The organism is Phytomonospora endophytica, from assembly GCF_014202425.1.
Taxonomy (GTDB): domain Bacteria; phylum Actinomycetota; class Actinomycetes; order Mycobacteriales; family Micromonosporaceae; genus Phytomonospora; species Phytomonospora endophytica.
Map to the genome: position 1 here is coordinate 294,294 of NZ_JACHGT010000005.1, position 25,956 is coordinate 320,249.

At 71.4% G+C, this 25,956-nt stretch carries 26 protein-coding genes and 2 pseudogenes; 14 read left to right on the forward strand and 14 right to left on the reverse strand.

Features of this window, described 5'->3' with window-relative positions:
- Window positions 1–16: 16 nt before the first annotated feature.
- Complete coding sequence (locus HNR73_RS13230; protein WP_184787699.1) at window positions 17–2,431, forward strand: glycoside hydrolase family 32 protein; 2,415 nt, start codon at window positions 17–19, stop codon at window positions 2,429–2,431.
- Here the strand turns inward: HNR73_RS13230 and HNR73_RS13235 are convergent.
- Window positions 2,418–3,605, reverse strand: coding sequence for an MFS transporter (locus HNR73_RS13235; RefSeq protein WP_203686636.1), 1,188 nt, complete (start codon window positions 3,603–3,605; stop codon window positions 2,418–2,420). The two genes, HNR73_RS13230 and HNR73_RS13235, sit on opposite strands and share 14 nt — an antisense overlap.
- Before the next feature lie 74 nt (window positions 3,606–3,679).
- On the opposite strand from HNR73_RS13235, the gene HNR73_RS13240 reads away from it, so the two are divergent.
- Window positions 3,680–4,231 carry a CGNR zinc finger domain-containing protein gene (locus HNR73_RS13240; RefSeq protein ID WP_203686634.1) on the forward strand — a complete coding sequence of 184 codons (552 nt, stop codon included), beginning with the start codon at window positions 3,680–3,682 and terminating at the stop codon, window positions 4,229–4,231.
- A 34-nt stretch (window positions 4,232–4,265) separates the two neighbouring features.
- Here HNR73_RS13240 and HNR73_RS13245 read toward each other — a convergent pair whose 3' ends face one another.
- Window positions 4,266–5,741 carry a chitinase gene (locus HNR73_RS13245; protein ID WP_184787701.1) on the reverse strand — a complete coding sequence of 492 codons (1,476 nt, stop codon included), beginning with the start codon at window positions 5,739–5,741 and terminating at the stop codon, window positions 4,266–4,268.
- Window positions 5,742–5,863: 122 nt separating this feature from the next.
- Here HNR73_RS13245 and HNR73_RS13250 point away from each other — a divergent pair, with 122 nt between their 5' ends.
- From HNR73_RS13250 to HNR73_RS13260, 3 genes are read left to right on the forward strand one after another with little or no spacing between them, the layout of a single operon-like run.
- A complete protein-coding gene (locus tag HNR73_RS13250; protein ID WP_203686631.1) occupies window positions 5,864–6,466 on the forward strand; it encodes a TetR/AcrR family transcriptional regulator in 603 nt (200 codons plus the stop codon).
- A complete protein-coding gene (locus HNR73_RS13255) occupies window positions 6,457–6,831 on the forward strand; it encodes a VOC family protein (RefSeq protein ID WP_184787702.1) in 375 nt (124 codons plus the stop codon). The genes HNR73_RS13250 and HNR73_RS13255 overlap by 10 nt, the downstream gene beginning before the upstream one ends.
- 40 nt (window positions 6,832–6,871) lie before the next feature.
- Window positions 6,872–7,342 (forward strand): macro domain-containing protein, encoded by a 471-nt coding sequence (locus HNR73_RS13260; protein ID WP_184787703.1) that lies wholly within the window; start codon window positions 6,872–6,874, stop codon window positions 7,340–7,342.
- Between the two features lie 4 nt (window positions 7,343–7,346).
- On the opposite strand, the gene HNR73_RS13265 is transcribed toward HNR73_RS13260, so the two are convergent.
- Window positions 7,347–8,270, reverse strand: coding sequence for an alpha/beta hydrolase (locus HNR73_RS13265; RefSeq protein ID WP_184787704.1), 924 nt, complete (start codon window positions 8,268–8,270; stop codon window positions 7,347–7,349).
- Window positions 8,271–8,347: 77 nt separating this feature from the next.
- Between HNR73_RS13265 and HNR73_RS13270 the strand changes: the two genes are divergently transcribed.
- Window positions 8,348–8,944, forward strand: a complete 597-nt coding sequence (locus HNR73_RS13270; RefSeq protein ID WP_184787705.1) for a TetR/AcrR family transcriptional regulator — start codon at window positions 8,348–8,350, stop codon at window positions 8,942–8,944.
- A 52-nt stretch (window positions 8,945–8,996) separates the two neighbouring features.
- Here HNR73_RS13270 and HNR73_RS13275 read toward each other — a convergent pair whose 3' ends face one another.
- Window positions 8,997–9,917 (reverse strand): M56 family metallopeptidase, encoded by a 921-nt coding sequence (locus tag HNR73_RS13275; RefSeq protein WP_184787706.1) that lies wholly within the window; start codon window positions 9,915–9,917, stop codon window positions 8,997–8,999.
- A gap of 25 nt (window positions 9,918–9,942) precedes the next feature.
- Window positions 9,943–10,317: a BlaI/MecI/CopY family transcriptional regulator gene (locus HNR73_RS13280; RefSeq protein WP_184787707.1), complete on the reverse strand. Its 375-nt coding sequence runs from the start codon at window positions 10,315–10,317 to the stop codon at window positions 9,943–9,945.
- Window positions 10,318–10,536: 219 nt separating this feature from the next.
- Here HNR73_RS13280 and sigB point away from each other — a divergent pair, with 219 nt between their 5' ends.
- Window positions 10,537–11,517, forward strand: coding sequence for an RNA polymerase sigma factor SigB (sigB, locus tag HNR73_RS13285; RefSeq protein ID WP_184787708.1), 981 nt, complete (start codon window positions 10,537–10,539; stop codon window positions 11,515–11,517).
- A gap of 55 nt (window positions 11,518–11,572) precedes the next feature.
- Here sigB and HNR73_RS13290 read toward each other — a convergent pair whose 3' ends face one another.
- The 5 genes from HNR73_RS13290 to HNR73_RS13310 form a co-directional block, all read right to left on the reverse strand.
- Window positions 11,573–12,145, reverse strand: a complete 573-nt coding sequence (locus tag HNR73_RS13290) for a DinB family protein (RefSeq protein WP_184787709.1) — start codon at window positions 12,143–12,145, stop codon at window positions 11,573–11,575.
- Between the two features lie 95 nt (window positions 12,146–12,240).
- Window positions 12,241–13,074, reverse strand: coding sequence for a MetQ/NlpA family ABC transporter substrate-binding protein (locus HNR73_RS13295; protein ID WP_184787710.1), 834 nt, complete (start codon window positions 13,072–13,074; stop codon window positions 12,241–12,243).
- Between the two features lie 32 nt (window positions 13,075–13,106).
- A complete protein-coding gene (locus tag HNR73_RS13300) occupies window positions 13,107–13,769 on the reverse strand; it encodes a methionine ABC transporter permease (protein WP_184787711.1) in 663 nt (220 codons plus the stop codon).
- Window positions 13,766–14,740 carry a methionine ABC transporter ATP-binding protein gene (locus tag HNR73_RS13305; protein ID WP_184787712.1) on the reverse strand — a complete coding sequence of 325 codons (975 nt, stop codon included), beginning with the start codon at window positions 14,738–14,740 and terminating at the stop codon, window positions 13,766–13,768. The genes HNR73_RS13300 and HNR73_RS13305 overlap by 4 nt, the downstream gene beginning before the upstream one ends.
- Before the next feature lie 1,805 nt (window positions 14,741–16,545).
- On the reverse strand, window positions 16,546–17,991 hold the full coding sequence (locus HNR73_RS13310) for a DUF2252 domain-containing protein (protein WP_184787713.1): 1,446 nt from the start codon (window positions 17,989–17,991) through the stop codon (window positions 16,546–16,548).
- A gap of 101 nt (window positions 17,992–18,092) precedes the next feature.
- On the opposite strand from HNR73_RS13310, the gene HNR73_RS13315 reads away from it, so the two are divergent.
- Complete coding sequence (locus HNR73_RS13315; protein WP_184787714.1) at window positions 18,093–18,704, forward strand: trimeric intracellular cation channel family protein; 612 nt, start codon at window positions 18,093–18,095, stop codon at window positions 18,702–18,704.
- A 7-nt stretch (window positions 18,705–18,711) separates the two neighbouring features.
- Here HNR73_RS13315 and HNR73_RS13320 read toward each other — a convergent pair whose 3' ends face one another.
- Both HNR73_RS13320 and HNR73_RS13325 read right to left on the reverse strand, forming a co-directional pair.
- On the reverse strand, window positions 18,712–18,954 hold the full coding sequence (locus HNR73_RS13320; RefSeq protein WP_184787715.1) for a DUF3039 domain-containing protein: 243 nt from the start codon (window positions 18,952–18,954) through the stop codon (window positions 18,712–18,714).
- Between the two features lie 50 nt (window positions 18,955–19,004).
- The gene (locus tag HNR73_RS13325; protein WP_184787716.1) at window positions 19,005–19,358 is read right to left on the reverse strand and encodes a DUF3099 domain-containing protein; all 354 of its coding nucleotides are present in this window, start codon (window positions 19,356–19,358) and stop codon (window positions 19,005–19,007) included.
- A gap of 83 nt (window positions 19,359–19,441) precedes the next feature.
- On the opposite strand from HNR73_RS13325, the gene dtd reads away from it, so the two are divergent.
- The 3 genes and pseudogenes from dtd to HNR73_RS41180 form a co-directional block, all read left to right on the forward strand.
- Entirely contained in the window at window positions 19,442–19,864 is a 423-nt protein-coding gene (gene dtd, locus HNR73_RS13330; protein WP_184787922.1) for a D-aminoacyl-tRNA deacylase, read from the forward strand.
- Window positions 19,865–19,920: 56 nt separating this feature from the next.
- Window positions 19,921–21,384: pseudogene (locus HNR73_RS13335) on the forward strand (DEAD/DEAH box helicase); the annotation flags it as partial.
- 66 nt (window positions 21,385–21,450) lie between these two features.
- Window positions 21,451–21,636 (forward strand): annotated as a pseudogene (locus HNR73_RS41180) (ATP-dependent helicase); the annotation flags it as partial.
- 4 nt (window positions 21,637–21,640) lie between these two features.
- On the opposite strand, the gene HNR73_RS13340 reads toward HNR73_RS41180, so the two are convergent.
- On the reverse strand, window positions 21,641–22,189 hold the full coding sequence (locus tag HNR73_RS13340; RefSeq protein ID WP_184787718.1) for a CGNR zinc finger domain-containing protein: 549 nt from the start codon (window positions 22,187–22,189) through the stop codon (window positions 21,641–21,643).
- A gap of 80 nt (window positions 22,190–22,269) precedes the next feature.
- Here HNR73_RS13340 and HNR73_RS13345 point away from each other — a divergent pair, with 80 nt between their 5' ends.
- Window positions 22,270–23,130 (forward strand): alpha/beta fold hydrolase, encoded by an 861-nt coding sequence (locus HNR73_RS13345; protein ID WP_184787719.1) that lies wholly within the window; start codon window positions 22,270–22,272, stop codon window positions 23,128–23,130.
- 90 nt (window positions 23,131–23,220) lie between these two features.
- Window positions 23,221–23,706 (forward strand): hypothetical protein, encoded by a 486-nt coding sequence (locus HNR73_RS13350; RefSeq protein WP_184787720.1) that lies wholly within the window; start codon window positions 23,221–23,223, stop codon window positions 23,704–23,706.
- Here HNR73_RS13350 and HNR73_RS13355 read toward each other — a convergent pair.
- On the reverse strand, window positions 23,684–24,463 hold the full coding sequence (locus tag HNR73_RS13355; RefSeq protein WP_184787721.1) for an IclR family transcriptional regulator: 780 nt from the start codon (window positions 24,461–24,463) through the stop codon (window positions 23,684–23,686). The two genes, HNR73_RS13350 and HNR73_RS13355, sit on opposite strands and share 23 nt — an antisense overlap.
- A 131-nt stretch (window positions 24,464–24,594) precedes the next feature.
- Between HNR73_RS13355 and HNR73_RS13360 the strand changes: the two genes are divergently transcribed.
- Complete coding sequence (locus HNR73_RS13360; RefSeq protein ID WP_184787722.1) at window positions 24,595–25,929, forward strand: MFS transporter; 1,335 nt, start codon at window positions 24,595–24,597, stop codon at window positions 25,927–25,929.
- Window positions 25,930–25,956 lie beyond the last annotated feature (27 nt).

Sequence of the window (25,956 nt, forward strand, 5' to 3'; positions counted from 1 at the left end):
AGAAGGAAGACGCACCATGTCCGGAACCCGAAGAGCCTTAGTCCGCCTCGTGACCCTCCTCGCGGCCCTCGCCCTGCTCGTCCCGGCGGCCCCGGCCTCTGCCGGGACGCCCGGCGAGTACCCCGAGTTCCCCTATCCCGCGACCGGCTATGACGAACCCGAGCGGGGACAGTTCCACTTCACCTCGCGCGGCGGCTGGATGAACGACGTCAACGCCCCGCTCTACCACCAGGGCCAGTACCACCTCTTCTACCAGCACAACCCGCATGGACTCGCCTGGGACACGATGCACTGGGGCCACGCGACCAGCCCCGACCTGGTGCACTGGACGCAGCGGCCGGTCGCCCTGGAACCGGGTGTGCACCCCGGCGACCTGTGGTCGGGTGGGGGAGTCGTCGACACGGCCAACACCTCGGGTCTCGGCACCGCGCAGAACCCGCCGATCGTGGTCTTCTCCGGAACCAACGGCGTCCGCGTCTTCTACAGCACCGACGGTGCCCGCACCTTCCAGGCCTACGACGGCGGACGGCCGGTCGCCGTCCCGCAGGGCACCAGCCGTGACCCGAAGGTGGTCTGGCACGCCGCCACGCAACGCTGGTCGATGGTGGTGTGGTCGGACGCCGGCGGCAACGGCGTCGACGTCTACACCTCCCCGGACCTGCTGCACTGGTCGAAGACCTCGCGTTTCGCCGCCGGCTGGCTCTTCGAGTGCCCCGACCTGTACCCGCTGCCCGTCGACGGTGACGCCTCCCGGACCAGGTGGGTGCTCAACGACGCGAGCGGCGAGTACGTCACCGGCGACTTCGACGGCGCCGTCTTCCGCCCGGATCAGGCCACGCCACAGCGCATGGACCACGGCCCCTCGGCCTTCGACGGGACGATCTACGCCGGGCTCACCTTCCAGAACACGCCCGGTTCGCGCGTCGTCCAGATGGCCTGGATGCCGCGCAGCCGCGGGAGCTCCTGGACGGGCGCGGCGACCTTCCCCGTCACGCTCGGCCTGAAGACCTTCGCCGACGGCGTCCGGCTCACCCGCACGCCCGTCGCCGAACTGTCCTCGCTGCGGTACGGCTCGCGCTCCTACGGCGCCCGCACGCTGACCGGGCCGCAGGCCTGGGATCTGCTGGCCGGGGTCGAGGGCGACACCTTCGAGGTGCTCGCCGACTTCGACGCGGCGGCGAGCACGGCCGCCCGCTTCGGTTTCCGGTCCGACACGCGCGCCGACGGCTCCGGCGGTGTCGAGGTCGGCTACGACAAGGCCGCCGGTGCGTTGCGGGGCGCGCCGCTCGCGCCGGTGAACGGGCGGGTGCGGATGCGGTTGCTCGTCGACCGCGACCAGCTGGAGGTCTTCGCCGGGGACGGCCGCTACTCGTACACCGACACGCCGCCTTTCGACCGTTCGCCGGACACGCGCGGGCTGCGGTTGTTCGCCACCGGCGGGGACGTGCGGCTGGTGTCGCTGGAGGTGCACCGGCTCGCCTCGGCCTGGAACACCGCCGAGTCGACACTGTCGACGAACCTGCCGGGAACGTGGCGCCCGGCCGGTGGCGCGTGGCGGGACGTCGGCGGCGGCAAGCGCGGTTCGGCGGCCGGGGACGCCTTCTACCTCAACGACACCGTGCGGACCGACTTCGCCTACGAGGCCGATGTGTCCATCGTGGACGGGCGAGCGGCGGCGCTTACCTTCCGGGCGAGCGCCGACGTCTCGGGCCACTACACCGTCAATGTCGACGCCGACGGGTATGTCCGGCTCTGGCGGCCCGGTCAGGTCTTGGCGACCGTGCCGTTCGCGGTGGCCCGCGACCGCTGGTATCACCTGAAAGTCGTCGCGCAGGGCGCACGGCTGCGGGTGTACCTCGACCATTCCCCGGCGCCGCTGATCGACCTGTCGGACACCGCTTATGCCGGTGGGCGGCTAGGCGTGAACGTCTACGCCGGGACCGGTGACTTCCAGAACGCGCGGGTCGACGGTTCCGCCGTGACGGGCCCGGCGGGGCCGTGGACGCCGCTGTCGGGGGCGTGGACGGCGCCGGGCGCGCTGAGGGGTGCGGCGGTGGGCGACGGTTTCTATCTCAGTTCGCTGCGGGGCGGCGACTTCACCTACGGCGGGGATCTGCGGCTGACGGCGGGCCGGGCGGCGGCGCTGACGTTCCGGGCGAGTCCCGACGGGAGTGGGCACTACACGGCCAATGTGGACACCGCGGGCTACGTCAAGCTCTGGCGGCCCGGCGCCGACCTGGCGGTCGTTCCGGCCGTGATCGTCGCGGGCCGTACCTACCGGCTGACGGTGGTGGCGTCCGGTCCGCGGATACGGGTGTTCCTCGACGGGGTGGCGCTCGTCGACGTGACCGACGGTGCCTACGCGAGCGGGTTTTTCGGGCTCAACGTCTTCGACGGGACGGCGACGTTCTCCGGTGTCACGGTGAGCTGAGCTCGGGCGGCGGCGCGGTGGTGCCGCGCCGCCGCGCGTCGCCGAGCCGGGTGAGCGCCGCCGAGGCCAGCACGATCACCCCGATCCCGGCCAGCAGGGCCGGTGCGGGCAGGCCGCCGGTGAGCCCGACGAGCGCGGCGCCGAGTGAGGCCGCCGAGATCTTCAGCGCGGCACCGAGGGTGAAGACCTGCGCGCGCGTGCCGGGCGGGGCGTGGTCGGCGCGCAGGCGCAGGGTCGCGCCGAGCAGTGGTCCGTCGGCGAGTCCGGCGAGCGCGAACCCGGCGAGGCTCGCCCAGTAGGTGGGTGCGAGAGCCGTCAGGATCAGCGCCACGCCGAGCGCGGCGAGGCACAGGCGGGCCAGCCGCAGTGGTGGTGGGGACGTCGGCAGGCGGGTCAGCAGCACCGATCCGGTGAGCGCGCCGAGCGCGAAGGCGGTGAGCAGCGGCCCGGCGCCGCCGGCGTCGCCGAGGTGGGCGGCGAACAGGACGGTGGTCAGGGTCAGGCCGCCGATGCCGACGAAGGAGGCCGTGGTGGCCGCGGTGATCGCGCGCAGCTCGGGGACGCGCCAGAGTGCTCGCAGTCCGGCCGTGAGGGCGGTGCCGGCCGGTCGTGGTCCGGGTTCGGCGCGGTGGGGGAGGGTGGCGACCAGCGCGGCGGCGGCGAGTGCGCCCGCGGCCAGTACGACCGTCGCCGTGCCGGGCGACCAGAGGTGCGCGGCGCCGGCGGCGAGGGCGGGTCCGGTGACCGAGGCGGCGTTGTAGGTCGCGGCGTCCCAGGCGTAGGCGCGGTGCTCGTTTCGGGTGGTGAGTTCGGCGACGAGGCTGGACAGTCCTCCGGTGACCATCGGGCCGCAGCAGCCGCCCGCCGCCGACACCGCGACCACCGCCCACACCGGTGCGCGGCCGACGAGCGCGGGGAGCGCGGCGAGTGCGGCGGCGAAGCCGGTGAGTGCGCCGGTGTGGAGCAGCCGGGGGGAGCGGGTCCGCGCGGCGAGGGCTCCGGCGAGGGGTCCGGCGAGCAGGTGCGGGGCGGTGAAGGCGGTCAGGACGAGTGCGCCGAGGGCGGGGCTTCCGGTGTGTGCCAAGGCGAGCAGGGCGATGGTGACGCCGACGCCCTCGTCGGCGAGGCGGGCGAGGAAGGCCGCGGTGAGGTAGCGGGGGAGGGGAGCGGTCACCCGCATACTGTAACGGCTAGCAATAATAAGCCGTTACGGTTATCGTTGGGGCAGGTGAGGAGGACAATCGGCCCGTGACCACCGGATTCCAGCCCGCGCGTCGCCTGATCGATCTGGTCAATCTCGTGCACGCGCGCCCCGACGCGACCCGCCACGACTTCGCCGCCGTGCTCGCCGAACACGGCGAGCGCACCGTCGATCTCGCCGACACCGCGCTCACCGAAGCCGACCTCGACGACCTGCGCGCGGCGATCACCCGCCTGGCCGGGCTCCTCGCCGAGTCCGATGTGGACCGTGCCGCCCTCGCGCTCAACGACGTGCTCGCCGGGAGCGGCGCCCGGCCGCGTCTGTCGCGACACGACGGGCACACCTGGCACCTGCACGTCGACCGCGAGGACGCCGGCTGGGGTGACTGGCTGCTGGCCTCATCGGCGCTGTCGCTCGCCCAGCTCTTGAGCGAGCGGGGACGGCCCGCCTGGGGCCGCTGCCCGATGGACGGCTGCGAGGCCCCCTACTTCCTCGACGACGGCCCCGGTTCGGCCCGCCGCTACTGCTCCGCGACGTGCGCCGGCCGCGCCCGCGTCGCCGCCTACCGGCAACGCAAGCGCGAACGGGCCGCCGAATGAGCCCGCGCCCCATGGAGAGACGCGGGCGCATCCGTTAGGGCAGTGAGTCGATGTGCGGTCCGACGGTGTTGGAGAACGCCTCACCGCCGTGCTTGTCCCAGTTGATCGACCAGGTCATCACGCCGCGCAGCGCGGGGTAGGTCCGCGGCGGCTTGAAGGAACCGCAGTTCGTGCCGCGGGCCAGGCAGTCGACGGCCTGGTTGACCACCGACGGGCTGACATAACCGCCTCCGGCCGCCGAGGACGTGGCCGGCACGCCGAGCGCGACCTGGTCGGGCCGCAGCCCGCCCTCCAGCTGGATGCAGGCCAGCGCGACGATGAAGTTCACCGTCCCCTGCGAGTAGGCCTGGTTCTGGTCGCAGCCGAGCATCGTCCCGGAGTTGTAGAACTGCGTGTGGACGGTCGTGAGGATGTCCTTGATCGCCAGCGCCAGCTTGAAGTACGAGCTCCCCGCCGACTGCATGTCGATCGTCTGCGGCGCCATCGTGATGATGAGGTTCGCGCCCGCCTTCGCACGGATCTGCCGCAGCGCGTTGCCCATCGCGTCGGGGTTGAGGCCGTTCTCCAGGTCGATGTCGACGCCGTTGAAACCGAAGGACGTCATCAGGCCGTAGATGTTGTTGGCGAAGGTCGTCGCCGCACCCGAATCGCCGACCGAGACGCTGCCGCGCTCGCCGCCGACCGAGATCAGCACCTCGGTCCCGCGTGCCCGCAGGGCGGCCACGTCGGACCTGAACTGGTCGTTGGTGTAGCCGCCCAGTGCGCTCGACAGGCCCGGATCGACGTTGAACGAGACGCCGCCGGGCTGGCCGGTCGCGTCGGCGAAGGCCACGATGACCAGGTCGTAGTCGGTCGACACGTCGCGCAGGCGGATGTTCGTCGAGCCGTTGACGAAGTTGTGCCAGTAGCCGGTGAGGGTGTGCTTGGGGAGGCTGCCGTTCGGCGGGGGATCGGTCGGGCTCGGTGTCGGGCTGACGGTGGGGCTCACCGTCGGCGAGGCCGTCGGGGTCGGGCCGGGGCCGCCGGGCCCGTCGAGGGAGAAGTCGTCGGCGTAGAAGGTCGGCTGGCCGTACCAGCCGTGCACGTAGACCGTCGCCGTCGAGGTGGCTGGGGTGAAGGTCAGGGTCAGGCTCGCGTAACCCGCGCCGCTGCCGGGGGTCCAGGTGGAGGCGCCGCCGTTGACGCCGATGTAGACGTAGGAGCCCTTGACGTGGGCGGTGTAGGTGTAGGCCGTGCCGGGTGTGACGGTTACCGTCTGTTCGCAGCGGGCGTTGGCCGAGCCCGCCGGGGTACCGGCCAGCGCGTAGGTGCCGGTGCGGGCCTGGCCGGTGGCGACGGCGGTGCCGGTGCCGCAGTTCCAGCCGCCGAGGTTGCCGGATTCGAAGCCGCCGTTGGACAGGACGTTGGCCGCGCCCGCCGGGAGGGTCGTCACGAGGACGGCGGCGATGACGGTCGAGGCGATCGCGATTATCGCCGGTAAGAGTCTCGATCGGTGCTTTCGGTTCTGCATGGCCGCACTTCCTTCATGAGTCGTTCAGCTAATTACACACTTTCTTGGCAGTTTCTCAAGTCTTTCCCGCGCACTGATTTCGGAGTTGACGGAGTGAGTACTCACTCCGTAAGCTTTCCGGCATGACCGAAACCAGGAAACGAGCGCCGGGAATGACGCCCGAACAGCGCCGCGAGATGATCGTGCGGGCGGCCCTGCCGCTGGTCGCCGAGCTCGGCGCCGCCGTCACCACCGGCCAGATCGCCCGCGCCGCGGGCATCGGGGAGGCCACCATCTTCCGCGTCTTCACCGACAAGGACGAACTCCTCCACGCCTGCCTCGCACAGGCCTTCGACCCCGGCCACGTACTCGCCGAGATCACCGCCATCCCCCTCGACCAGCCGCTCGCCGACCGTCTCACCGAAGCGGCCGAGTCCATGCGCGCCTACCTGGAGCGCATGGGCGCGCTCATCGGCGCGCTCCACACCGGCGGCCGCCCCCGCCGGCCGGAGAACCCCGACGGGCGGCCGGGCGACGAACGCGACGCCGCCATGGGCCGCACCATCGAGGCCCTGTCGGCGCTCTTCGAACCCGAGCGGGCGACCATGCGCTTCACCCCGGAGGAGGCCGCCGAGCTGTTCCTCAGGCTGACCTTCACCCGCCCGGCGCCCGACGGGGCCCACGTCCTCGACCTGCCCCGCACCATCGACGCCTTCCTGCACGGAGTGGCGCCGACATGCCCGTGACCCTCAACCACACGATCGTCCCCGCCGTCGACAACGAGCGCGCCGCCGACTTCTTCGCCGAGGTGATGGGCCTGGAACGCCTGCCCGCCGCCGGGATGAGCGGCCACTTCGCGCCGGTGCGGGTCAACGAGCAGCTGACCCTCGACTACCTGACCGTCGAGAAGCCCGAAGGCCACCACCTCGCCTTCGACGTGGACGGCACGACCTTCGACGCCGTGCTCGACCGCCTTGAACGCATGGGCGTCTCCTACGGGAGCAGCCCCCGCGAACCCGACAACGGCCGCATCGACCACCCCTTCCGCTCACGCGGACTGTTCTTCACCGACGAGGCCGGGAACCTCTACGAGGTCATGGTCCTCGACTGACCAACCGAGGACCGTCACAGGCTTGGGCGATGATCACCCCATGGCTGTCACCTACCTGCGCGGCGACGCGACCTCGCCCCAGGCGAAAGGCCCCAAACTCATCGCCCACGTCTGCAACGACGCCGGCGGCTGGGGCAAGGGCTTCGTACTGGCGCTCTCCAAGCGCTGGCCCGAACCCGAGCGCGACTTCCGGGCCTGGTGGCGCCACCGCGCGCGGAACGACTTCGCGCTCGGCGCCGTCCGCGTGATCCGGGTCGGGCACGACACCTGGGTCGCCAACATGGTCGGCCAGCACGGCACCCGCACCGGCCGCGGCGGCACACCACCGGTCAGATACGAGGCCGTCGCGACCTGCCTGGACACCCTCGCCGGGCACGCGGCCGACCTCGGCGCGTCGGTGCACATGCCCCGCATCGGATGCGGACTCGCGGGCGGGAGATGGGAGCGCGTCGAACCGCTCATCACCACCGCGCTCGCCGAGACGGCCGTGTACGTCTACGACTTCGGCTGACGCCTCAGGCCAGTCCCGCCAGCACGTCCATCAGCACCGCCGCGTCCTGCGGCCCGAGGTGTGGCGCCCGCAGCGAGTGCACGGTGAAGCGGTTGCCCGGGGTGGCCGCGTCGGCGTCGGCGATCATCCGGTCCTGCAGGGCCAGGGGGATCGCGCGGTCGGCGGTGAACCGCACGTAGGTCCGCGGGACGCGTCCCCACCGGCGCCGGTCGCCGCGGGCGTCGTCGGTCGCGACGGCGGCCGCCTCGTCGGGCTCGAAGCCGTTGAGCACCGCACCGAAGGCGGCCTCGTCGTAGTCCGCGGCGAGCGCGGCCTTGGCGGGTGCGACGACCTCGGCGGCCCGCCAGTTGGTGCGCAGGACGCCGGTGCGCGCGGGGTCGCCGACGGGCGGGATGTCGCCGAGCAGCGAGCCCGCGGCCTCCGGGCTGCCGAAGGCGTCGGCGACGCTGCGGAAGGCCGTGCAGCAGAACGCCGACAGGTAGACCAGCCGCGTGATCAGGCCGGGGACCCGGTCGGCGGCGAGGGTGACCGTCGCGCCGCCCATGCTCTGGCCGAGGAGGATCACCGGGCCGTGCGCGGCGGCGCGGCGGACGATGCCGGCGACGTGGTCGGCGTTGTCGGCGAGGGCCGTGCCCGCGAGTGTCGGCGAGGGGGCGTCGGCGAAGGCGGCGAGATCCTGCGGGGACTGGTAGGAGGCCGGGTAGTTCGCAGCGGGGCCGTGCCCGGGCAGGTCGACCGGTACGGCGCCGAAACCGGCGAGCGCGAGTTCGGCGGCGAGCGGCGCGAAGGAATAGCCGTTGCCGTTGGCGCCGTGGACGAGTACGAAGGTGGGCCGCCGCCGGGCGGCGTGTGCGGGGGAGGCGACGGTGGTGGTGAGGGCGGTCGCGGCGAGTGCCGTTCCCGCGTGGAGGAGTCCGCGTCGTTCCATGGTCGAGAATCCTTTCCGATGCGCTTGTATCGAAACCTAGCACGTAGCGATACAAGCGCATCGAATAGACTTCGGGCATGCCCAGAGTCGTCGACCATGAGAGCCGCCGCCGCCGGATCGCCGCCGCGGTCTTCGGCCTGATCGCCGAAGGCGGGCTTGAGGCGGCGACACTGCGCGAGGCCGCCGACCGCGCCGGAGTGTCGATGGGCGCGGTGCAGCGCTGCTTCGCGACGAAGGAGCAGCTGATGCTCTTCGTCCACGACTACCTGAACGCCCAGGTCACCGCGCGTGTTCAGACGCGCATCGACGCCGCGCCAGACCCGGGCGACACGGTCACGATGCTCGCCGAGACCCTGGCCGGGATCCTCCCGCTCGACGAGGACAGCCGTGCCGAGTCGCGGGTGTGGCTGGCCTTCGCGGCCCAGGCGGCGGTCGACCCGGCGCTCGGGGAGCTCCAGCGCCGGTCCTACCGCGAGCTCGCCGCGCTCTTCGCGCTCCTCGTCCGCGCCGCCGCCGAGTCCGGGCGGTTCCGTGCGGGCCTCGACCCCGACGTCGTGGCCGCCGACCTCGTCACCATGACCGACGGCCTGAGCGTCCAGCTGCTCGTCGGGCTGCACACGCCCGATTCGGCACGGGTGGTCCTCGACGCGAGACTCGACGCCCTGCGCGCGTGAGGCACACGCGAAAGCCGCCTCGCGACGCGAGGCGGCTTTCGCGTTGACGGTGTCAGACCAGTACCAGCGCCGGCAGCACGAACAGCAGCGCGGCCGTCCCGTACAGCACGACCCGCAGCGCGCCGGAGCGCTCCGGCGGGTCGAGGAGACGGCGGACGCGCGCGAGGATCGTCCCGCCCGTCGAGGCGAAGGCCCCGTCGGGCGTCGCGGCCCCGCCGATCGTCGCGATCCGCGCGAGGGCGGAGGCGAGGGCGGTGCGTTCGCAGCGGTGCACGGCGGTGTCGTCGGCGACCATCTCCAGCAGCGAGTCCACGGCCATCCGCGCGCGACGGATGCCCGGGAACCACGGCAGGGCACGGGTCCAGGCCGCGAAAGGCAGCGCGACGAGGTCGTGGCGTTCGCGCAGGTGCGCCTCCTCATGGGCGAGGACGGCGCGCAGTTCGGCGTCGTCGAGCGCTTCGAGCGCGCCCGAGGTGACCACGACCCGCGGGGTCCAGCCGGGAAGGCAGTAGGCCGCGGCGCCCGGGTGCTTGAGGACGTGCCCTTGACCCGGACGGCCCGTGGGCCACGGATCGGCGACGAGGTCGACGAGGTCGCGGTGGCGCCGCCGGTCGGTCCAGGTGCGGTAGATCGTCGTGGCGAGCACGCCGACGAGGCGGGCGTACACGACGAAGGTCGCGACCAGCAGGACCTGGTGCCATGTGCCGAGCCCACCGGTCAGGTCGCCGTCGGCGAGCTGCCCGAACCAGGCGCCGAGGGCGCCGAGCAGGTTCCCGCCGAGCGGCGCGAGGGCCATGGCGGTGATGGATCCGAGCAGCGCCAGGCCCCCCGACAGACCGATCGCCTGCCAGCAGACCACCGCGGCCCGCGGCTCACGGTGGGTCCAGCGGGCCCGCGCCAGCAACGCCGGGACGGGACCGATGAGGGCCACGGCGAGCACGGCGAGGCCGTAACCGGCGACGGAGACGCTCATGAACCACCGCCGGGACAGCGGCCGCTCACGGCTCGCCGTCGCTTCGGCGTCGCACCGCCTCGGTGAGGGCGTCGGCGAGCGCCGCGGCCTCCGTCGGGCTGACCTCCTCGGCGAAGCGGGCGAGGGCGGCGCCGCGGTCGGAGGCGGTGTCGAGGGCCTCGCGCATGAGCGCGGCGACGTGTTCCTCGCGTCCGGCGACGGGACGGTAGTGGTGCGCGCGCCCGTTACGATCACGGGCGACGAATCCCTTGTGCTCCAGGCGGGACAGGACGGTCAGGACGGTGGTGGCGGCGAGGCTGCGGTCGGGCAGCGCGTCGACTACCTCTCGCGCGGTGACGGGCCGTCCGGCGGTCCACAGGACCTCCATGACGGCGCGTTCCAGCTCTCCAAGTCGGGCCATGTGTGGGTTCTCTCCGGCGGGTGGCGGACGGCTCGACACGATTCTACCGCTGGTAGAAAGCCTGCGCGACAGCTGAAATGCCGGACTTGTCGGGACTTGCGTCTCCCGTGTTTGTGCCACGGCGGGGCTTGACTCACCGGGGTTTCACGCGCTACTCGGCAAGCTGGGTCCAAGCCCGGCACGAAGAGCGTGCTGAGAACTTGGGGAGGCGAAGGAAACGTGGCACTTCCGGTTACCGAACACGAAGACTCGTCGACGGTTGACCGAACCGAACGGGGAACCTCCGCGGATCTGGTCCGTGCGTACCTCAACGGTATCGGCAAGCACAAGCTGCTCACCGCCGTCGAAGAGGTCGAGCTGGCCAAGGCCATCGAAGCCGGGCTTTTCGCGCAGGTGCGGCTGACCGACCCGGACCAGCCGGTCCTGGACGAGCAGCTGCGCAAAGACCTTGAGACCATCGCCGCGCAGGGGCGCGCGGCGAAGAACCGCCTCCTGGAGGCGAACCTGCGGCTCGTGGTCAGTGTCGCCAAGCGTTACACCGGGCGGGGCATGGCGCTGCTGGACCTGATCCAGGAGGGGAATCTGGGTCTGATCCGCGCCGTCGAGAAGTTCGACTACACCAAGGGCTTCAAGTTCTCGACCTACGCGACGTGGTGGATCCGGCAGGCCATCACCCGCGCCATGGCAGACCAGGCCCGCACCATCCGCATCCCGGCGCACACGCTGGACAAGGTCAACCAGATGGCGCGGGTGCGGCGTGAGCTGACGATGCGCATCGGGCGCGAGCCCAGCTACTTCGAGATCGCCGCCGAACTCGAAGTCGAGCCCTTCCGGGTGCTGGAGCTGATGTCCTACGACCGCGACCCGCTCTCGCTGGACCAGACCGTCGGCGACGACAGCGACACCCCGCTGTCGGACCTGCTCGACTGCTCCGACCGGGCCCGCCCGGTCTCGGACAACGTGTCCTACGCGCTGCTGCGCAACGAGATCGCCGAGGTCCTGACCACGCTCACCGAGCGTGAGCAGGCCGTGATCAAGCTCCGCTTCGGCATCGACGACGGGCGCCAGCGCACCCTCGAAGAGGTCGGCCGCGACTTCGGCCTGTCGCGCGAGCGCGTCCGCCAGATCGAGAAGACCACGCTGCTGAAGCTGCGGCACCCGTCGCGCGCCGAGCGCCTGTCGGAGTACGTCGGCTGCTGAGGCCATGAGACGACAAGGGCCGTCCCGGGAGGGACGGCCCTTTCGCGTGTCCGGTCTAGGAACCGGCGGCCTTGGCCGCGCGCTCGATCGCCGCGAACCGGGCCGCCCGCTCCGCGTCGTCGCGCCCACCCGCGCCCCCGGGGTAGGACCCGACCTCGCCGTCGAGTTGCTCCCGCAGGATGTCGGCGTGTCCCGCGTGCCGCGCGAGCTCGACGAGCGAGTGCACCAGGATGTTGAAGAGCTTGACCTTCGGGCGCGGCCACCACGGCACGAACCCGGGCGCGTCGACGGCCAGGGCCTCGATCGTCGCGTCGGCGTGCTCGGCCACCCGCCGGTAGAGCCCGAAGATCTCCGCACGCGTCTCGTCCTCGGCCGCCCAGAGCTCGCCCGTCCACGCGTCTTCGGCGTCCCAGCGGGGCACCTCGGCGAAAGGACGGTCGAAGACCTCGCCGAAGTACCGCGCGCTGGAGCACGCGACGTGCTTGACCAGACCGAGGAGGTTGGTGCCCGTCGCGGTGAGCGGGCGCCGCACGTCGTACTCCGAGAGCCCGTCGAGCTTCCAGACGAGGGCCTCACGCATCTCACGCAGATCGTTGTGCAAATACGCCTTGGCGAAATCGTCGATCATGCGGGCAAGAGTGCCACGGCGCCACACGCACCCCGCCCACGACGAAGCCGCCCCCTCCACGGAGGGGACGGCTTCGTAAGGCCGAGCGCCGGGACCTAGAAGGCCGGGATGACCGAGCCCTGGTACTTGTCCTCGATGAACTTCTTCACCTCGGGCGAGGTCAGCAACGTCGCCAGCTTCGTGATCCGCTCGTCGTTCTCCTGACCCGACTTCGTCACCAGCAGGTTCGCGTACGGGTTCCCCTCGGCCTTCTCGATGGCCAGCGCGTCCCGCGCCGGGTTCAGGTCGGCCTGCAGCGCGTAGTTGCCGTTGATGATCGCCACGTCGACGTCCTCCAGCGAACGCGGCAACTGCTCGGCGGCCAGCGGCTGGAACTCCAGGTTCTTCGGGTTGCCCACGACGTCCTTCTCCGTCGCGGCCGTCCCCACCCCGTCCTTCAGGGTGATCAGGCCGTTGTCGGCCAGCAGCTTCAGCGCACGGCCGCCGTTGGTGGCGTCGTCGGGGAACGCGATCGTGGCGCCGTCGGGCAGCGAGGCCAGCTCGGTCAGCTTCTGCGAGTAGGCCCCCAGCGGCTCGACGTGCACGGCCTTCACACCGACCAGGCTCGTCCCGTTCTCCTTGTTGAACTCGTCGAGATAAGGCTGGTGCTGGAAGAAGTTGGCGTTGATCTCCCCGGTGTCCACGGCCGTGTTCGGCAGGACATAGTCGTCGAAGACCTGCACGTCCAGCTCAAGACCGGCACCCGCGGCGAGGTTGTCGCGCACGTACTCCAGGATCTCGGCGTGCGGGACGGCGCTCGCCCCGACGATCAGCTTGTCCTTCGGGTCCGAACTGGCCCCGGCGCCCGCACCGCAGGCGGACAGCAGGCCGACGGACAGGGCGGCGGTGGCGGTGATGGCGGCGGCGCTGAGCAAGCGGCGACGGTTCATGATGTGGTGCCTTTCGGGGTTGGGTGAACGGGTCAGCGACGGTCGAGTCGCCGTGAGACGAGGTCGCCGGCGAACTGGATCAACTGGACGAGAACGACCAGGATGATCACCGCGACGATCATGGTGTCGTACTGAAAGCGCTGGTAGCCGTAGCGGACGGCGACCGCGCCGAGTCCGCCGCCGCCGATCGCGCCGGCCATCGCCGAGTACCCGATGATCGCCACGACGGTGACGGTCAGCGCGCGGATCAGCGAGGGCAGGGACTCCGGGACGAGGACGCGGCCGACGATGCCGAGCCCGTGCGCGCCCATGGAACGCGCGGCCTCGACCAGGCCGGGATCGATGTCGAGCAGCGAGGACTCGACGAGCCGCGCGAAGAAGGGCACGGCCGCCACCGACAGCGGCACGACGGCCGCGAAACTGCCGATGCTGGTCCCGATCAGCAGCCGCGTCACCGGGATGATCGCCAGCATCAGCAGGATGAACGGGATGGAGCGGCCGATGTTGACGACCAGTCCGAGGATCTTGTAGACCGAGCCGACGGGCCGCAGCCCGCGCGGCGACAGCGAGTACAGCGCGACGCCCAGCGGAAGACCCGCGATGACCGTCCACAGTGTCGCCAGGCCCACCATCTGGAGGGTCTCCAGGGACGCCGGGCCGAGAAGTTCGGCGAGTTCCGCCCAGTCGAGGTTCATCGCTCCTCCACCCCGTACCCGCGTGCCCGCAGCCACTCCAGGGCCTCGCCCGTGCGAGGAGACGCCGGGACGGCCAGCCGAAGGCGGCCGACGGTGAAGCCGCCGTCGCCGGGAGCGGTCTGCACCGCGGCGTCGAGGATCGACACGTCGAGGTCGAAACGGCGGACGAGAGCGGCGACGACAGGTTCGCCGACCTCCGCGCCGGTGAAGGTGATGTCGACGGTGCTCGCCGCCTCCGGCGCGGCCGTGTCACCGAGATGGAAGGCCTGACGGCCCAGCTCCGAACCCGGCTCGGCGAGCAGGTCGGCGACCTTGCCCGACTCCACGACCCGGCCCGCGCGCAGGATCGCCGCGGAATCACAGATGCGCGTCACGACCTGGAGTTCGTGCGTGATCAGCAGAATCGTCAACCCGAGATCGCGATTGAGGCGGCGCAGCAGATCCAGGATCTCGACCGTGGTCTGCTGATCGAGGGCACTCGTGGCCTCATCGGAGAGCAGGACATCCGGTTCGGCGGCCAGCGCGCGGGCGATCGCGACACGCTGCCGCTGCCCACCCGACAACTGCGCCGGATACGCACCCGCCTTGTCGGACAACCCGACGACGTCGAGGAGTTCGGCGACCCGTGGCCCCCGGTCGCCCTTGTTTTTTCCGGCGATGCGCAACGGCAAGGCGACATTCGCCTCGACGGTCTTGTTGCGCAGCAGGTGGAAATGCTGGAAGACCATGCCGATACGCGACCGCGCCGCCCGCAACTCGGACCCGCCCAGAGCCGTGATCTCCGTACCGGCGACCCGCACCGAACCCGAATCAGGCCGTTCCAGAGCGTTCACGGTACGCAGCAGCGTCGACTTCCCGGCACCCGAACGCCCGAGAACGCCGTAGACCTCGCCCTCGCGGACATGGAGATCGACGCCGTCGAGGGCCGTGGTATCTCGGTATTTTTTGCGCACTTCGGACAGTTCGATCACAGTGTGGTCCTTCGACGCGTCCCGACCGGGACGTGGGGGATCAGTGGCCGTGTCAGCCCTGGGATGAAAACGCGGTCAGTCGACAGCAGTCACAGCGACGTGACGACGCGCGGGAATGCCAGCTTCGGGGCGCGAGCGGAAAGGGGCCCTCAGCAACCGCACATTCGGCGCATCACGCGCCGAGGCGAACACGGACACACACCCGACGCCGGCATCGAGACGCGCAAGGCGGCGTCGCGGCGGCACGAAGGGGTGCGGAGAGTGTTCACGCCGCGAAGTCTGCCAGGGAGCTCCCAGGGACGCCAAGGATTGGTGATCTAAGTCCCAGCGGGACTGGCGGCGCGAACGAGACCGCGTGAGGGGTGGGGATCGGGCTGCGGGTGCGGGTGCGGGTGCGGGGTTCCGGGGTGGTGGGTGAAGTGGGGCTCGCCCTCAGCGGGAGCGCTGCGGCCGGGTTCGCGGCGTGTGTGGGCGAGCGAAGCGAGGCTTGCCCAGAGTGGGGGCGTTCGGGCGGGTCTCGGCGTGGGTGGGGCACGTGGGCTGTGTTCTTGGCGTGGGTGGGGGAGTGAAGCGTGGCTCGCGCTCGCGGGGTTGTGTCTTGGGTTCCCGGTGTTGGTGGGTGAGGTTTTTAGGGCCTGTGTTTGTTTGGGCGGCGCGAACGAAACCGCCTGCCAGGCATGGGATCGGGCTGCGGCCCGCCGCCGGTGCCGGGTTCCCGGTGTGGGTGCGGAAACGCGGCCGGGGTTCCCGGTCTGCGTGGGTGAGCGAAGCGAGACTCGCCGGGTTGCGGAACCGCGGCGGGTTCCCGGCGTGGGTGGGTGGGCGAGGCGAGACTCGGCCTTGGCGGGCCGCTGCGGCCGGGGTTCCCTGGCCTGCGTGGGCGAGCGAAGCGAGACTCACGCTCGCGGGACCGGCGTCTTGGGTCCCCGGCCTTGGGTGGGTGAGGTTTTAAGGGCCTGTGCTTGTTTGGGCGGCGCGAACGAAACCGCCTTTGCGGCATGGGATCGGGCTGCGGCCCGCCGCCGGTGCCGGGTCCCCGGCGTGGTGCAGAAGCGCGCTTGGTTCCCGGCGTTGGCGGGCGAGCGAAGCGTGGCTCGCCCTGAGTGGGGGCGTTCGGGCGGGTCCCGGCGTGCGCGGAACCGCGACCGCGCGGCTCACGCTCGCGCGCGAGGGCCTGGTTTCGCTCGTCGCTGCCGCTCTGAGCGCGACTCGCGGGCAGCGTTCGGCGGCGGGCGGCCGTGCGAAAAACGCGCTCCCCCGCTCACCCCAAAGGGGCCCCAAAAATCACGATACGGGCGAGGTGTGACAAAAGCGGATGGCGAGCTGAGGGCATGGCGTGCAAAGGGCGAGCGGATGGCGAGCTGAGCGCGAGCGGATGGCGAGCAAAGGGCGAGCGGATGGCGAGCTGAGCGCGGGCAGAGTGTGCGCAGAGCGCGCACGTTCGGCGGCCTGCGAAGGGCTGCGGGCCGTGTCTCGTCACCGCGTGGGTAAGCCGCGAGACGCGGCTCGGCCAGGTGCGGCTGCTGCGTCCGGGTTCCCGGCGTGGGCGAAACCGGCTCGCGCGTCCGGGCGCCCGCGCGGTTCTGCCGACCCTCGGCGGGTTCGTCGCCGCCGGTCTCGGTGTCGTCTTCCCGGGCGTGCCGTGGGTCGCCGTCGTCGTCGCCGGAGCCCGGTACCTGCTGATCACCTGGCTCGCCGATCGCGGCCGCGCGCTCGTCGCCCGCCCGGCCGGGCGGCGCCGGCTCCAGCTGGTGACGTGGCAGTGGGGTCTGACCGCACCCTCGACCAGCACCCCACCCCTCACTTCACTCCGTCGCCAGCTCCCCGCGTTTGACCGCCGCGCCCAGTTCGGCGTAGTCCCGCTCGGTGACGTCGGCGTAGGCCAGCGCGTAGGCCAGCATCGAGTCGTCGAGCCCTTCCCCGTCGGTGCAGTAACCCGCGAGGAGGCGGGCGTCCAGGGAACGCGCGTGCGCCCGCGCGAGCAGGGCCCCGGCGAGGCGCCCGTAGTCGTCGAGGTCTTCCCGGTCGAGGGTCTCGGGGTCGATCTTTCCCTTGCGGTTGCGGAACTGCCGCACGATGAAGTGCCTGCCCTCGATCGCCGTCCACCCCAGCAGCACGTCGGTGTCGGCCTGGACGAGCCGGGCGCCGCGCACGACGCGTTCGCCGTCGTGCCCGGCGGGCGGCGCCTTCGGCAGGTGCGGGCCGAGCGCCGAGGGGATCACCTGCTTCACCTGCAGGATCAGCGGCTCGTCGCCGTTGCCGCGCAGCAGGATCAGGTAGTTGCGCAGTCCCACACTGCCCGTCCCGACGATGCGGAAGGCCACGTCGCACACCGTGTAGCGGTTGATCAGCTCGTGCAGGGAGTCGGGAAGGGTGTCGGCGTAGTCGTCGAGGCCGCCCACGACGGCGTCGGCGGTGGCGGCGTCGACGGCCGACAGCGTCGGCGGGTCGGGCACGAAGCGCCAGTCGCCGTTGCCTTCACGGCGGGTCCACTTCGCGGCGGCCTTGGCGCTGGTGTTCTTCCTGGCCTTCGCGGTCGCCATCGCGATCTCGTCGACGAGGTCCCCGGTGTCGACGCCGGCGAGGACGGAGCGGTCGCCGAGGGCGTACCAGGAGTCCAGGAACGGCTGCTCGGCGAGCAGGCCGACGACGGTCCGGTAGGAGCGGACGGTGTCGGCGACGGCCTCGCGGCAGCCCTTCTCCGACACGCCTCCGGCGCGCCCGGCGAGCACGAGGCTCGTCGCGAGGCGTTTGAGGTCCCATTCCCAGGGACCGGGGACGGTCTCGTCGAAGTCGTTGAAGTCCATGACGATCTCGCCGTCGCCGCGCCCGTAGAAGCCGAGGTTGGCGGCGTGCGCGTCGCCGCACAGCTGCGCGGTGATGCCGCTGGTGGGGTCGTCGGCGAGGTCGTGGGCCATGAGCCCGGCGGCGCCCCGGAAGAACGAGAAGGGCGAGGCGAGCATCTTGCGGGTCCGCAGCGGCATCAGCGCGGGGATGCGCCCGGCGGCCGAGGCCTTGACGAACTCGGTCATCGTCGGCCGTCCCTGGGTGGGGCTGACGTCGCGGTGCAGGGCGTGGTCGACCTTCGCGCGCAGCGCCCGTCCCCGGGCGTAGACGTCGGCGGGGTCGGTCCACTGCCTCCAGTGCGTGTTCGTGGCGGCCTCCTCGTGCTCGGATTCCAGCTTCGGCCCGCCGGTGTGCCCGGCGCAACCCCGCCGCGCCGTTGCGTCCGGCGACGCCCGTGCCCACATAGTCTGATCACCGTCGGCGAAGGAGTTTCGGCCGGATCTCGTCCTCGGCGAAGCGGGCGGCGAAGCGGCGCCGCCGGTGCGGCGCGAACCTGGGAGTGGACATGCTGGTGCTGGACCTGATCGGGGTCGCGGTGTTCGCCGCGTCGGGCGCCTCGGCGGCGGTCGCCAAACGCCTCGACCTGTTCGGCGTGGTGTTCATCGGGATGGTCACCGCGCTGGGCGGCGGTGTCGTGCGCGACGTCGTGATCGGGGCGGTGCCGCCGCTGGCGTTCACCGACTGGGAGTACGTCACGACGGCGGCGGTGACCTCGCTGGCGATGTTCTGGCTGCACCCGCAGGTCGACCGGCTGCGGAGGACGATGCTCGTCCTCGACGCGGCGGGTCTGGGGCTGTTCAGCGTGGTCGGCGCGCTCAAAGGCGTCGACCACGGTGTCCCGATGGTCGGCGCGATCCTCGTCGGGATGATCACCGGCATCGGCGGGGGCGTCCTGCGCGACGTCCTCACCAAGGAGATCCCGGTGGTCCTGCACAGGGAGATCTACGCCTCGGCCTCGCTGCTGGGGGCGGCCGTGATCGTCGCCAGCACCCACTTCGGCCTGGCCAAACAGGTGCCGATGACGATCGCGATCGTCCTCGTCTTCGGGCTGCGGCTGCTCTCGCTGTACCGGCGCTGGTCGGCGCCGACCCCCAGGGTCGGCTCGACGTCGGGGTGAACCGGCGTCAGTCGCCGAGCATGTTCTCGTGGATCTCCTTGCACTCCGGGCAGATCGGGAAGCGCTCGGGATCACGCGAGGGTACCCAGAGCTTGCCGCAGAGCGCGCGGATCGCGGTCCCGTTCACCATCGCCTCCATGAGCTGGTCCTTCGGCACGTAGTGCGCGAACCGCTCATGGTCACCCTCGTCGTAACGGAGATCGGCGTCGGTCCGCTCCTGGATGATCGTGCCGCCGTCGGGGTTGGTCACGTGTGGCTCCAAAACTCTGTCGCAGATCTGTCACAACTAGTGTCGCACGCCTATTCGTCCGGATCGAGGACCCGGTGTTCGCGCTGCGTGACCGCCCGCGGGTCGTCCGGTGACGGCCTGCGGTGCCATCGGGAGCGGAGCCGGTGCTGTTCCTTGGGCGGGCGGTCGTTGGCGACGAGGACCGCCACCCACGGCAGGATCGCGCCCCCGGCGACGCACAGGGGGATCCACAGCCACAGCAGGGGCGCCTTCGCCATCACCAGCACGGTCGCCACGATCAACAGCACCGCGCGGGCGGCCATCATCAGCACGTACCGGACCTTGCGGTCGCGCAGCTGTTCGTCCTGGCTCTTCTCGGCGCTCGTGATGAGCACCGGTTTGCCTTCTGACCGGGCGGTCGCCATGCCCTCAGCCTGCCAGACCCGCGCCGGGACGGACGTGCCAGGATCGCGGGTGGCAGGTGCCGACCGCCAGGGGAGTTGATGTCGTGCGGGCCGTGGTGCAGACCGTCGCCGAAGCGAAGGTGACCGTCGAGGGGGAGACCGTCGGGGAGATCGGGGAGGGACTGCTGGTCCTGGTGGGCGTGACGCACACCGACGGGGCCGAGCAGGTCGAGCGGCTCGCCCGCAAGATCTGGGAACTGCGGATCCTGGACGGCGAGAAGTCCGCCGCCGACGTCGACGCGCCGATCCTCGTGGTCAGCCAGTTCACACTTTACGGTGACGCGCGCAAGGGCCGCAGGCCCACGTGGACGGCCGCCGCGCCCGGCCCGGTCGCCGAACCGCTGGTGGAAGCCGTGGTCGCGAGCCTGCGGGGGAGGGGCGCGACCGTCGAGACGGGCCGCTTCGGTGCATACATGATGGTGTCCAGCGTCAACGCAGGACCCAGGACCGTCCTCCTCGACGTCTGAGGACTCTTAGACTCGTACGGCCGTCCGAAGAACGTCCGCCGCCCGGGAGCTGATGCATGTCCACGACCGTCGATCTCGACGCCCTGCCGCCACTGCGCGCCTGGCAGCGAAAGGCTCTCGTGCTGTACCTGCGGCAGCGGGACCGCGACTTCCTCGCCGTGGCCACGCCCGGTGCCGGGAAGACCACCTTCGCGCTGCGCCTCGCCCTGGAGATGCTCGGCGACGGGACCGTCGAGCAGATCATGGTCGTCGCGCCCACCGAGCACCTCAAGGTGCAGTGGGCCCAGGCCGCGGCCCGCGTCGGGATCTCCCTCGACGCGGCCTTCCGCAACGCCGACCTGCACCAGTCGCGCGACTTCCACGGCGCCGTGGTCACCTACGCCCAGGTCGGCGCCGACCCGGCCGTGCACCGCCGCCGCACGATGACCCGCAAGACCATGGTCATCCTCGACGAGGTCCACCACGCCGGCGACTCCCGCAGCTGGGGCGAAGGCGTCCGACTCGCCTACGAGCACGCCGAACGCCGTCTCCAGCTCACCGGGACGCCGTTCCGCTCCGACGACAACCCCATCCCCTTCGTCAACTACGAACGCGGTCCGGGCGGTGTCCTGACCTCCCGTCCCGACTCCGTCTACGGCTACTCCGAGGCACTCGCCGACGGTGTCGTGCGGCCGGTCATGTTCCTCGCCTACTCCGGTGAGGCGCGCTGGCGCACCAAGGCCGGTGACGAACTCGCCGTGCGGCTCGGGGAGCCGCTGACCAAGGACCTCACCGCGCAGGCGTGGCGGACGGCCCTCGACCCGACGGGGGAGTGGATTCCGCAGGTCCTGCGCGCCGCCGACGCGCGCCTCACCGCCCTGCGCACGGCCGGGATGGGCGACGCGGGCGGCCTCGTCATCGCCTCCGACCAGACCGCCGCGCGGGCCTACGCGCGCGTCATCGAGCGCGTCACGGGCCTGCCGCCGGTGGTCGTGGTCTCCGACGACGCGGGCGCCTCCGAGCGGATCGCGAAGTTCGCCGAGTCCGACGAGCGCTGGATGGTCGCCGTCCGCATGGTCTCCGAGGGCGTCGACATCCCGCGCCTGGCCGTCGGCGTCTACGCGACCAACGCCCAGACTCCCCTGTTCTTCGCGCAGGCCATCGGCCGCTTCGTGCGCGCCCGCCGCTCCGGCGAGACCGCCACGGTGTTCGTGCCCAGCGTGGCGCCCCTCCTGGAGCTGGCCGCCGATCTCGAACGCCAGCGCGACCACGTTCTCGGCGGCCCGAAGGACGAGGACCCCGACGCCCTCCTTCGCGAGGCCAACCGCGAGGAGAAGGAACTCGGCGAGGACGACCGCAAGACCACCGAGACCCTCTCGACGAGCGCCGAGCTCGACCAGGTGATCTTCGACGGGACCTCCTTCGGCACCCCCGTGGCGACGGGCACGCCCGAGGAGGAGGAGTTCCTGGGCCTGCCCGGTCTCCTCACCCCCGACCAGGTCTCGATGCTGCTCAACAAGCGCCAGTCCGAGCAGATGGCCCGCAACGGCGGCCGCACCAACGCCGACCGCGGCCTGGCCCCCTCGAGTGTCATGCGCTCGCAGACCGCCGCCGAGAAGCGGATCCTGCTGCGCAAGCAGCTCAACGCCCTCGTCGCCTCCCGCCACCACGCCACCAACGAGCCGCACGGCAAGATCCACGCCGAACTGCGCCGGCTCTGCGGCGGCCCGCCGAGCGCGCAGGCGAGCATCGAGCAGCTCCAGGAGCGCATCGAGAAGATCCGCGAGTGGTGAGCGCCTAGACGTCCTTGTGCCGGTGGTAGTGGCGCGCCACCCGCACCCTGTTCCCGCATCGCGCCGGTGAGCACCACCGCCGGCGCGGATGCGCCGGGACGAACAGCAGCACGCAGTCACCGGCCTCGCATTCGCGCAGCCGCGCCAGCTCGGCGCTTCCGGCGAACTCCACGGCCGCCTCGGCCAGTGCGGCCGCGAGGCGCTCGCCCGGGCCGCCCGCGCGCACGCGGACGGCCGACAGCACGTCGCCCTCCCACACCGGCACCGTCGTCGCCGGTGCCCTCCGCTGTGCCTCGACGAGCCCGTCGAGCGCGGCCACCGGCGGGCGCTTCCCGGCCCGCAGGGCCCGCAGCAGCGCCGACGTGTCCTCGCGCACACTCCGCACGGCCGCCAGGTCGCCGTCGCCGGGGATCCAGTCCCCGCCGTCGCCGACCCGCCCGGCCTCCAGTTCCAGCCAGACGCGCAGGTCGTCGGCGGTGGCGAGCAGGTCGCCGTCGGCGGTCCGCGTGTTCACCAGGTCGAGGGCGACGTGCTCACCGGTCAGAGGATCCATGGGCTAATGCTAACTCACGGCCTTGACGCATTAGGTTTCCCGGGCTACAACTTGAGCCCCACCCCCACCGAGGAGCCGGCATGCCCACCATCCACCGCCACATCGACATCGACGGCGTCACCCTCTTCTACCGCGAAACCCGCCCCACCAGGCCCGACGCCCCCGTCCTCCTCCTGCTGCACGGATTCCCCACGGCCTCCCACCAGTTCACGCGCCTGATGGACGCCCTCGGCGACGACTACCGCCTCATCGCCCCCGACTACCCCGGCTTCGGCAACACCACCGCCCCCGACGACTTCGCCTACACCTTCGACACGCTCGCCGACACCGTCGAGGCCTTCGTCGAAGCCATCGGCCTCGACCGCTTCGCGATGTACGTGTTCGACTTCGGCGCGCCCGTCGGCTTCCGCCTCGCCCAGCGCCGGCCCGACCGCGTCACCGGCCTCGTCGTGCAGAACGGCAACGCCTACACCGAAGGCCTCACCCGGGCCGCCCAGGACTTCATCGCACTGCGACCCGAGGACCCGAAGGCCGAAACCGCGATCCGCGGCCTCCTGACCCTCGAAGGGACCCGCGGCCAGTACCTCACCGGCACCCGCGCCCCCGAACACGTCTCACCCGACGGCTGGACCCTCGACCAGCACTTCCTCGACCTCCCCGGCCGCAAGGAGGCGCAGATCGCGCTCGCCTTCGACTACCACTCCAATGTGGAGCGCTACCCGGCCTGGCAGGAATGGCTGCGGACGCGGCGGCCCCCGGCGCTGGTGCTGTGGGGGACCGGCGACCCGTTCTTCAGCGCCGACGGCGCCAGGGCCTACCTCCGCGACCTGCCGGACGCCGAACTCCGCCTGTACGACACGGGCCACTTCGCCCTGGAAGAGGACCTGGCCGGCATCGCGGGGGAGATCGGTGCGTTCCTCGGGAAGCTCGGGTCCGAGTAGAGCGCCCGCCCCATCGTTTCGCACACAGTTCCTTGCCGCGACACGGTCGCCGGGAGACGATGATCTTCCGGCGACTGAAAGGCCGCTCCCGTGAAGATCCGCTACTCCGGCCGTATCGCCCTGGCCGTCACCCTCCTGCTGACCGCGATCGCCCTGATCCTCAGCTCGATCCTCTCGGGCCCCGAACCTCTGTGGCCGGGAATCCTGATCTTCCTGGGGACGGCGGCGGTGATCGACGTGCTCGTGAACCTGCTCTTCCTCTTTTACGGGTGGGCGCGGGTCGACGAGAGCGGTGTCGCCTACCGAGGCAGGTACGGCGGTTTCGGCACCGGGCGTTTCCTCACCGAGGGCGAGAGCCTGGTGATCTCCGGCGGGCGGGTGTACGTGCGGCGGCCCGACGCGACGCTGGAGGGCACCGGCCTTCTCCGCTGGATGTGCGCCGGCCGCGACTGGCGCGGGCTGGAGCGCGCGCTCCCGAGGGTGGAGCCGGGTACGGCCACGGTCGTCGCCGCAGCCCGCCCGACCGCGGGCCGACCGCCGGAGCACCGCGGTGTCAGGCGTGCCCCATCCCGCTGACCAGGTCCCGGATGAGCCCGACCAGCGTCTCGACCCGCTCGCGGGTCGCGTGCCCGGTCAGCAGTGACGTGCTGACCGCGAAAGGCTGGGTCGCCTCGGGCAGCCCCGGCACCGCGACGGCCAGACAGGTGATGCCGTCGGTGGTCTCCTGGTCGTCGACGGCGTACCCGCGCTCGCGGGTCTCGCCGACCGCCTCGATCAGCGCGTCGATCCCGGTGATGGACCGGGCGGTGTAGGCGGGGAAGGGCTGGCGCTCGGTGAGCAGTTCGCGGATCCGCTCGTCGGTGTGGCCGGCGAGCATGGCCTTGCCCAGTGCCGTGCAGGTCGCCGAGATGCGCGACCCCACCCGCGAGGTGATGCGCAGGGGCTGACGTCCACCGTGGATCGCCAGGTAGACGACGTCGCCGTCTTCGAGGGTGCCCAGCTGGAGGGTCTCGTCGATCGGGGTCATCCGTCGCGTGCGCGTCGCGAACTCGCGCACCGGGTCGAGGGCGTCGAGGTAGGCCTGCGACAGGCCGACGAGGCCGGGGCCGAGCACGAAACCGCCCGTCGCGGCCCGGACCAGCCCGGTCGAGACGAGGGCCGCGCAGACGTTGACGGTCGAGGACCGGGGAATGCCCCCGGCGGCCTTGGCCAGGTCGGCGACGGAGAGGGGGCGGCCACCCGCCTCGGCGAGCGCCTGGAGGATCGCCCCGGCGCGCAGCACGGCGGGCGCGGGGGCGGCGCTGTCCCAGCCGTTGAGTTCACGAGCTCCCATGGTCGGCAAATCTACGGCCGCGACACCAGGTTGTCAACAGATTGACAGTCAAGCAACCTGTTGACAACCTGGGTCGTGATCATTACGGTCGTGTGACACCGGACTCGATCCCCCGAACAAAGGAGTTCGCGATGTCCACCCCGGCTTCCGCAGCCGCACCCGCGTCCCGCGCGGCCCCGCGTGGGGCGAGCCGGATGCGGTGGGCCATCATCTGGCTCGCCTTCGCCGGTCTCACCATCAACTACCTCGACCGCTCCAGCATCAGCGTCGCGCTGCCCTTCATGGGCGAGGACATCCACCTCGACAAGACCCAGCAGGGACTCATCCTCGCGGCCTTCTTCTGGTCCTACGACTTCTGCCAGCTCGCGGCCGGCTGGTACGTCGACAAGGTCGGCGCCCGCCGCTCCTTCACCATCGCCGCGGTGTGGTGGTCGATCTTCACCATGATCACCGCCGCCGTGCACAGCTTCTGGACCCTGATCGGCGCCCGGCTCCTCCTCGGCGCCGGTGAGAGTCCCGCGCCGGCGACCTCGGCGAAGGTCACCGCGACCTGGTTCCCACAGCGCGAACGCGGCCTGGCCACCGGCATCTGGGACTCCGGCTCCCGCGTCGGCGCGGTCATCGCGATCCCCATCGTCACCCTGATCATCCACTTCGCGGGGTGGCGCACGACCTTCATCATCATCGGCATCCTGGGCCTGGCCTGGGCGGTCGGCTGGTGGAAGGCCTACCGCGACCCCGACAAACACCGGCGGGTCAACGCCGAGGAACTCGCCTACATCCGTGAGGGCGGCGCCCGCATCGCCGCCGACGACGACGCCGAGGCGGCCAAGCTCCCGTGGCGGAGGCTGTTTCGCTACCGGACGGTCCTCGGGATGATGTTCGGCTTCTTCTGCCTCAACAGCGTCATCTACTTCTTCATCACGTTCTTCCCGACCTACCTCGTCGAGGAGCGCGACTTCAGCCTGCTCAAGCTCGGTTTCTTCGGGATGATCCCCGGCATCTGCGCCGTGCTGTCGGGCTGGCTCGGCGGCTGGCTCGCCGACCGCGCGATCCGGCGGGGCGTGCCCGTCACCCGGGTCCGCAAGACGATCATCGTCGCCGGGATGGCGGGCGGCTCGGTCATCATCCTGGCCGTGATCGTCCCGCAGGCGTGGATGGCGCTGGCCCTGCTGTCGCTGGCGTACGCGTCCCTGACCTTCGCCGGGACCGGCATCTGGGCACTGCCCGCCGACGTCGCGCCCAGTTCGGCGCACGTCGCGTCGATCGGCGGCATCCAGAATTTCGCGTCGAACTTCGCCGGGATCCTCACGCCGATCATGGTCGGCTACCTCGCCGACGAGACGGGTTCCTTCGTCCTGCCGTTGACGATCATCGGGGTGATCGCCCTGGTCGGCGCGCTGAACTACCTGTTCGTGATCGGCAAGATCGAGCCTCTTCCGGTGCCACGCCGGGCCGTCGGCTAGATATCTAGAAGAACGAGAAAGGACAAA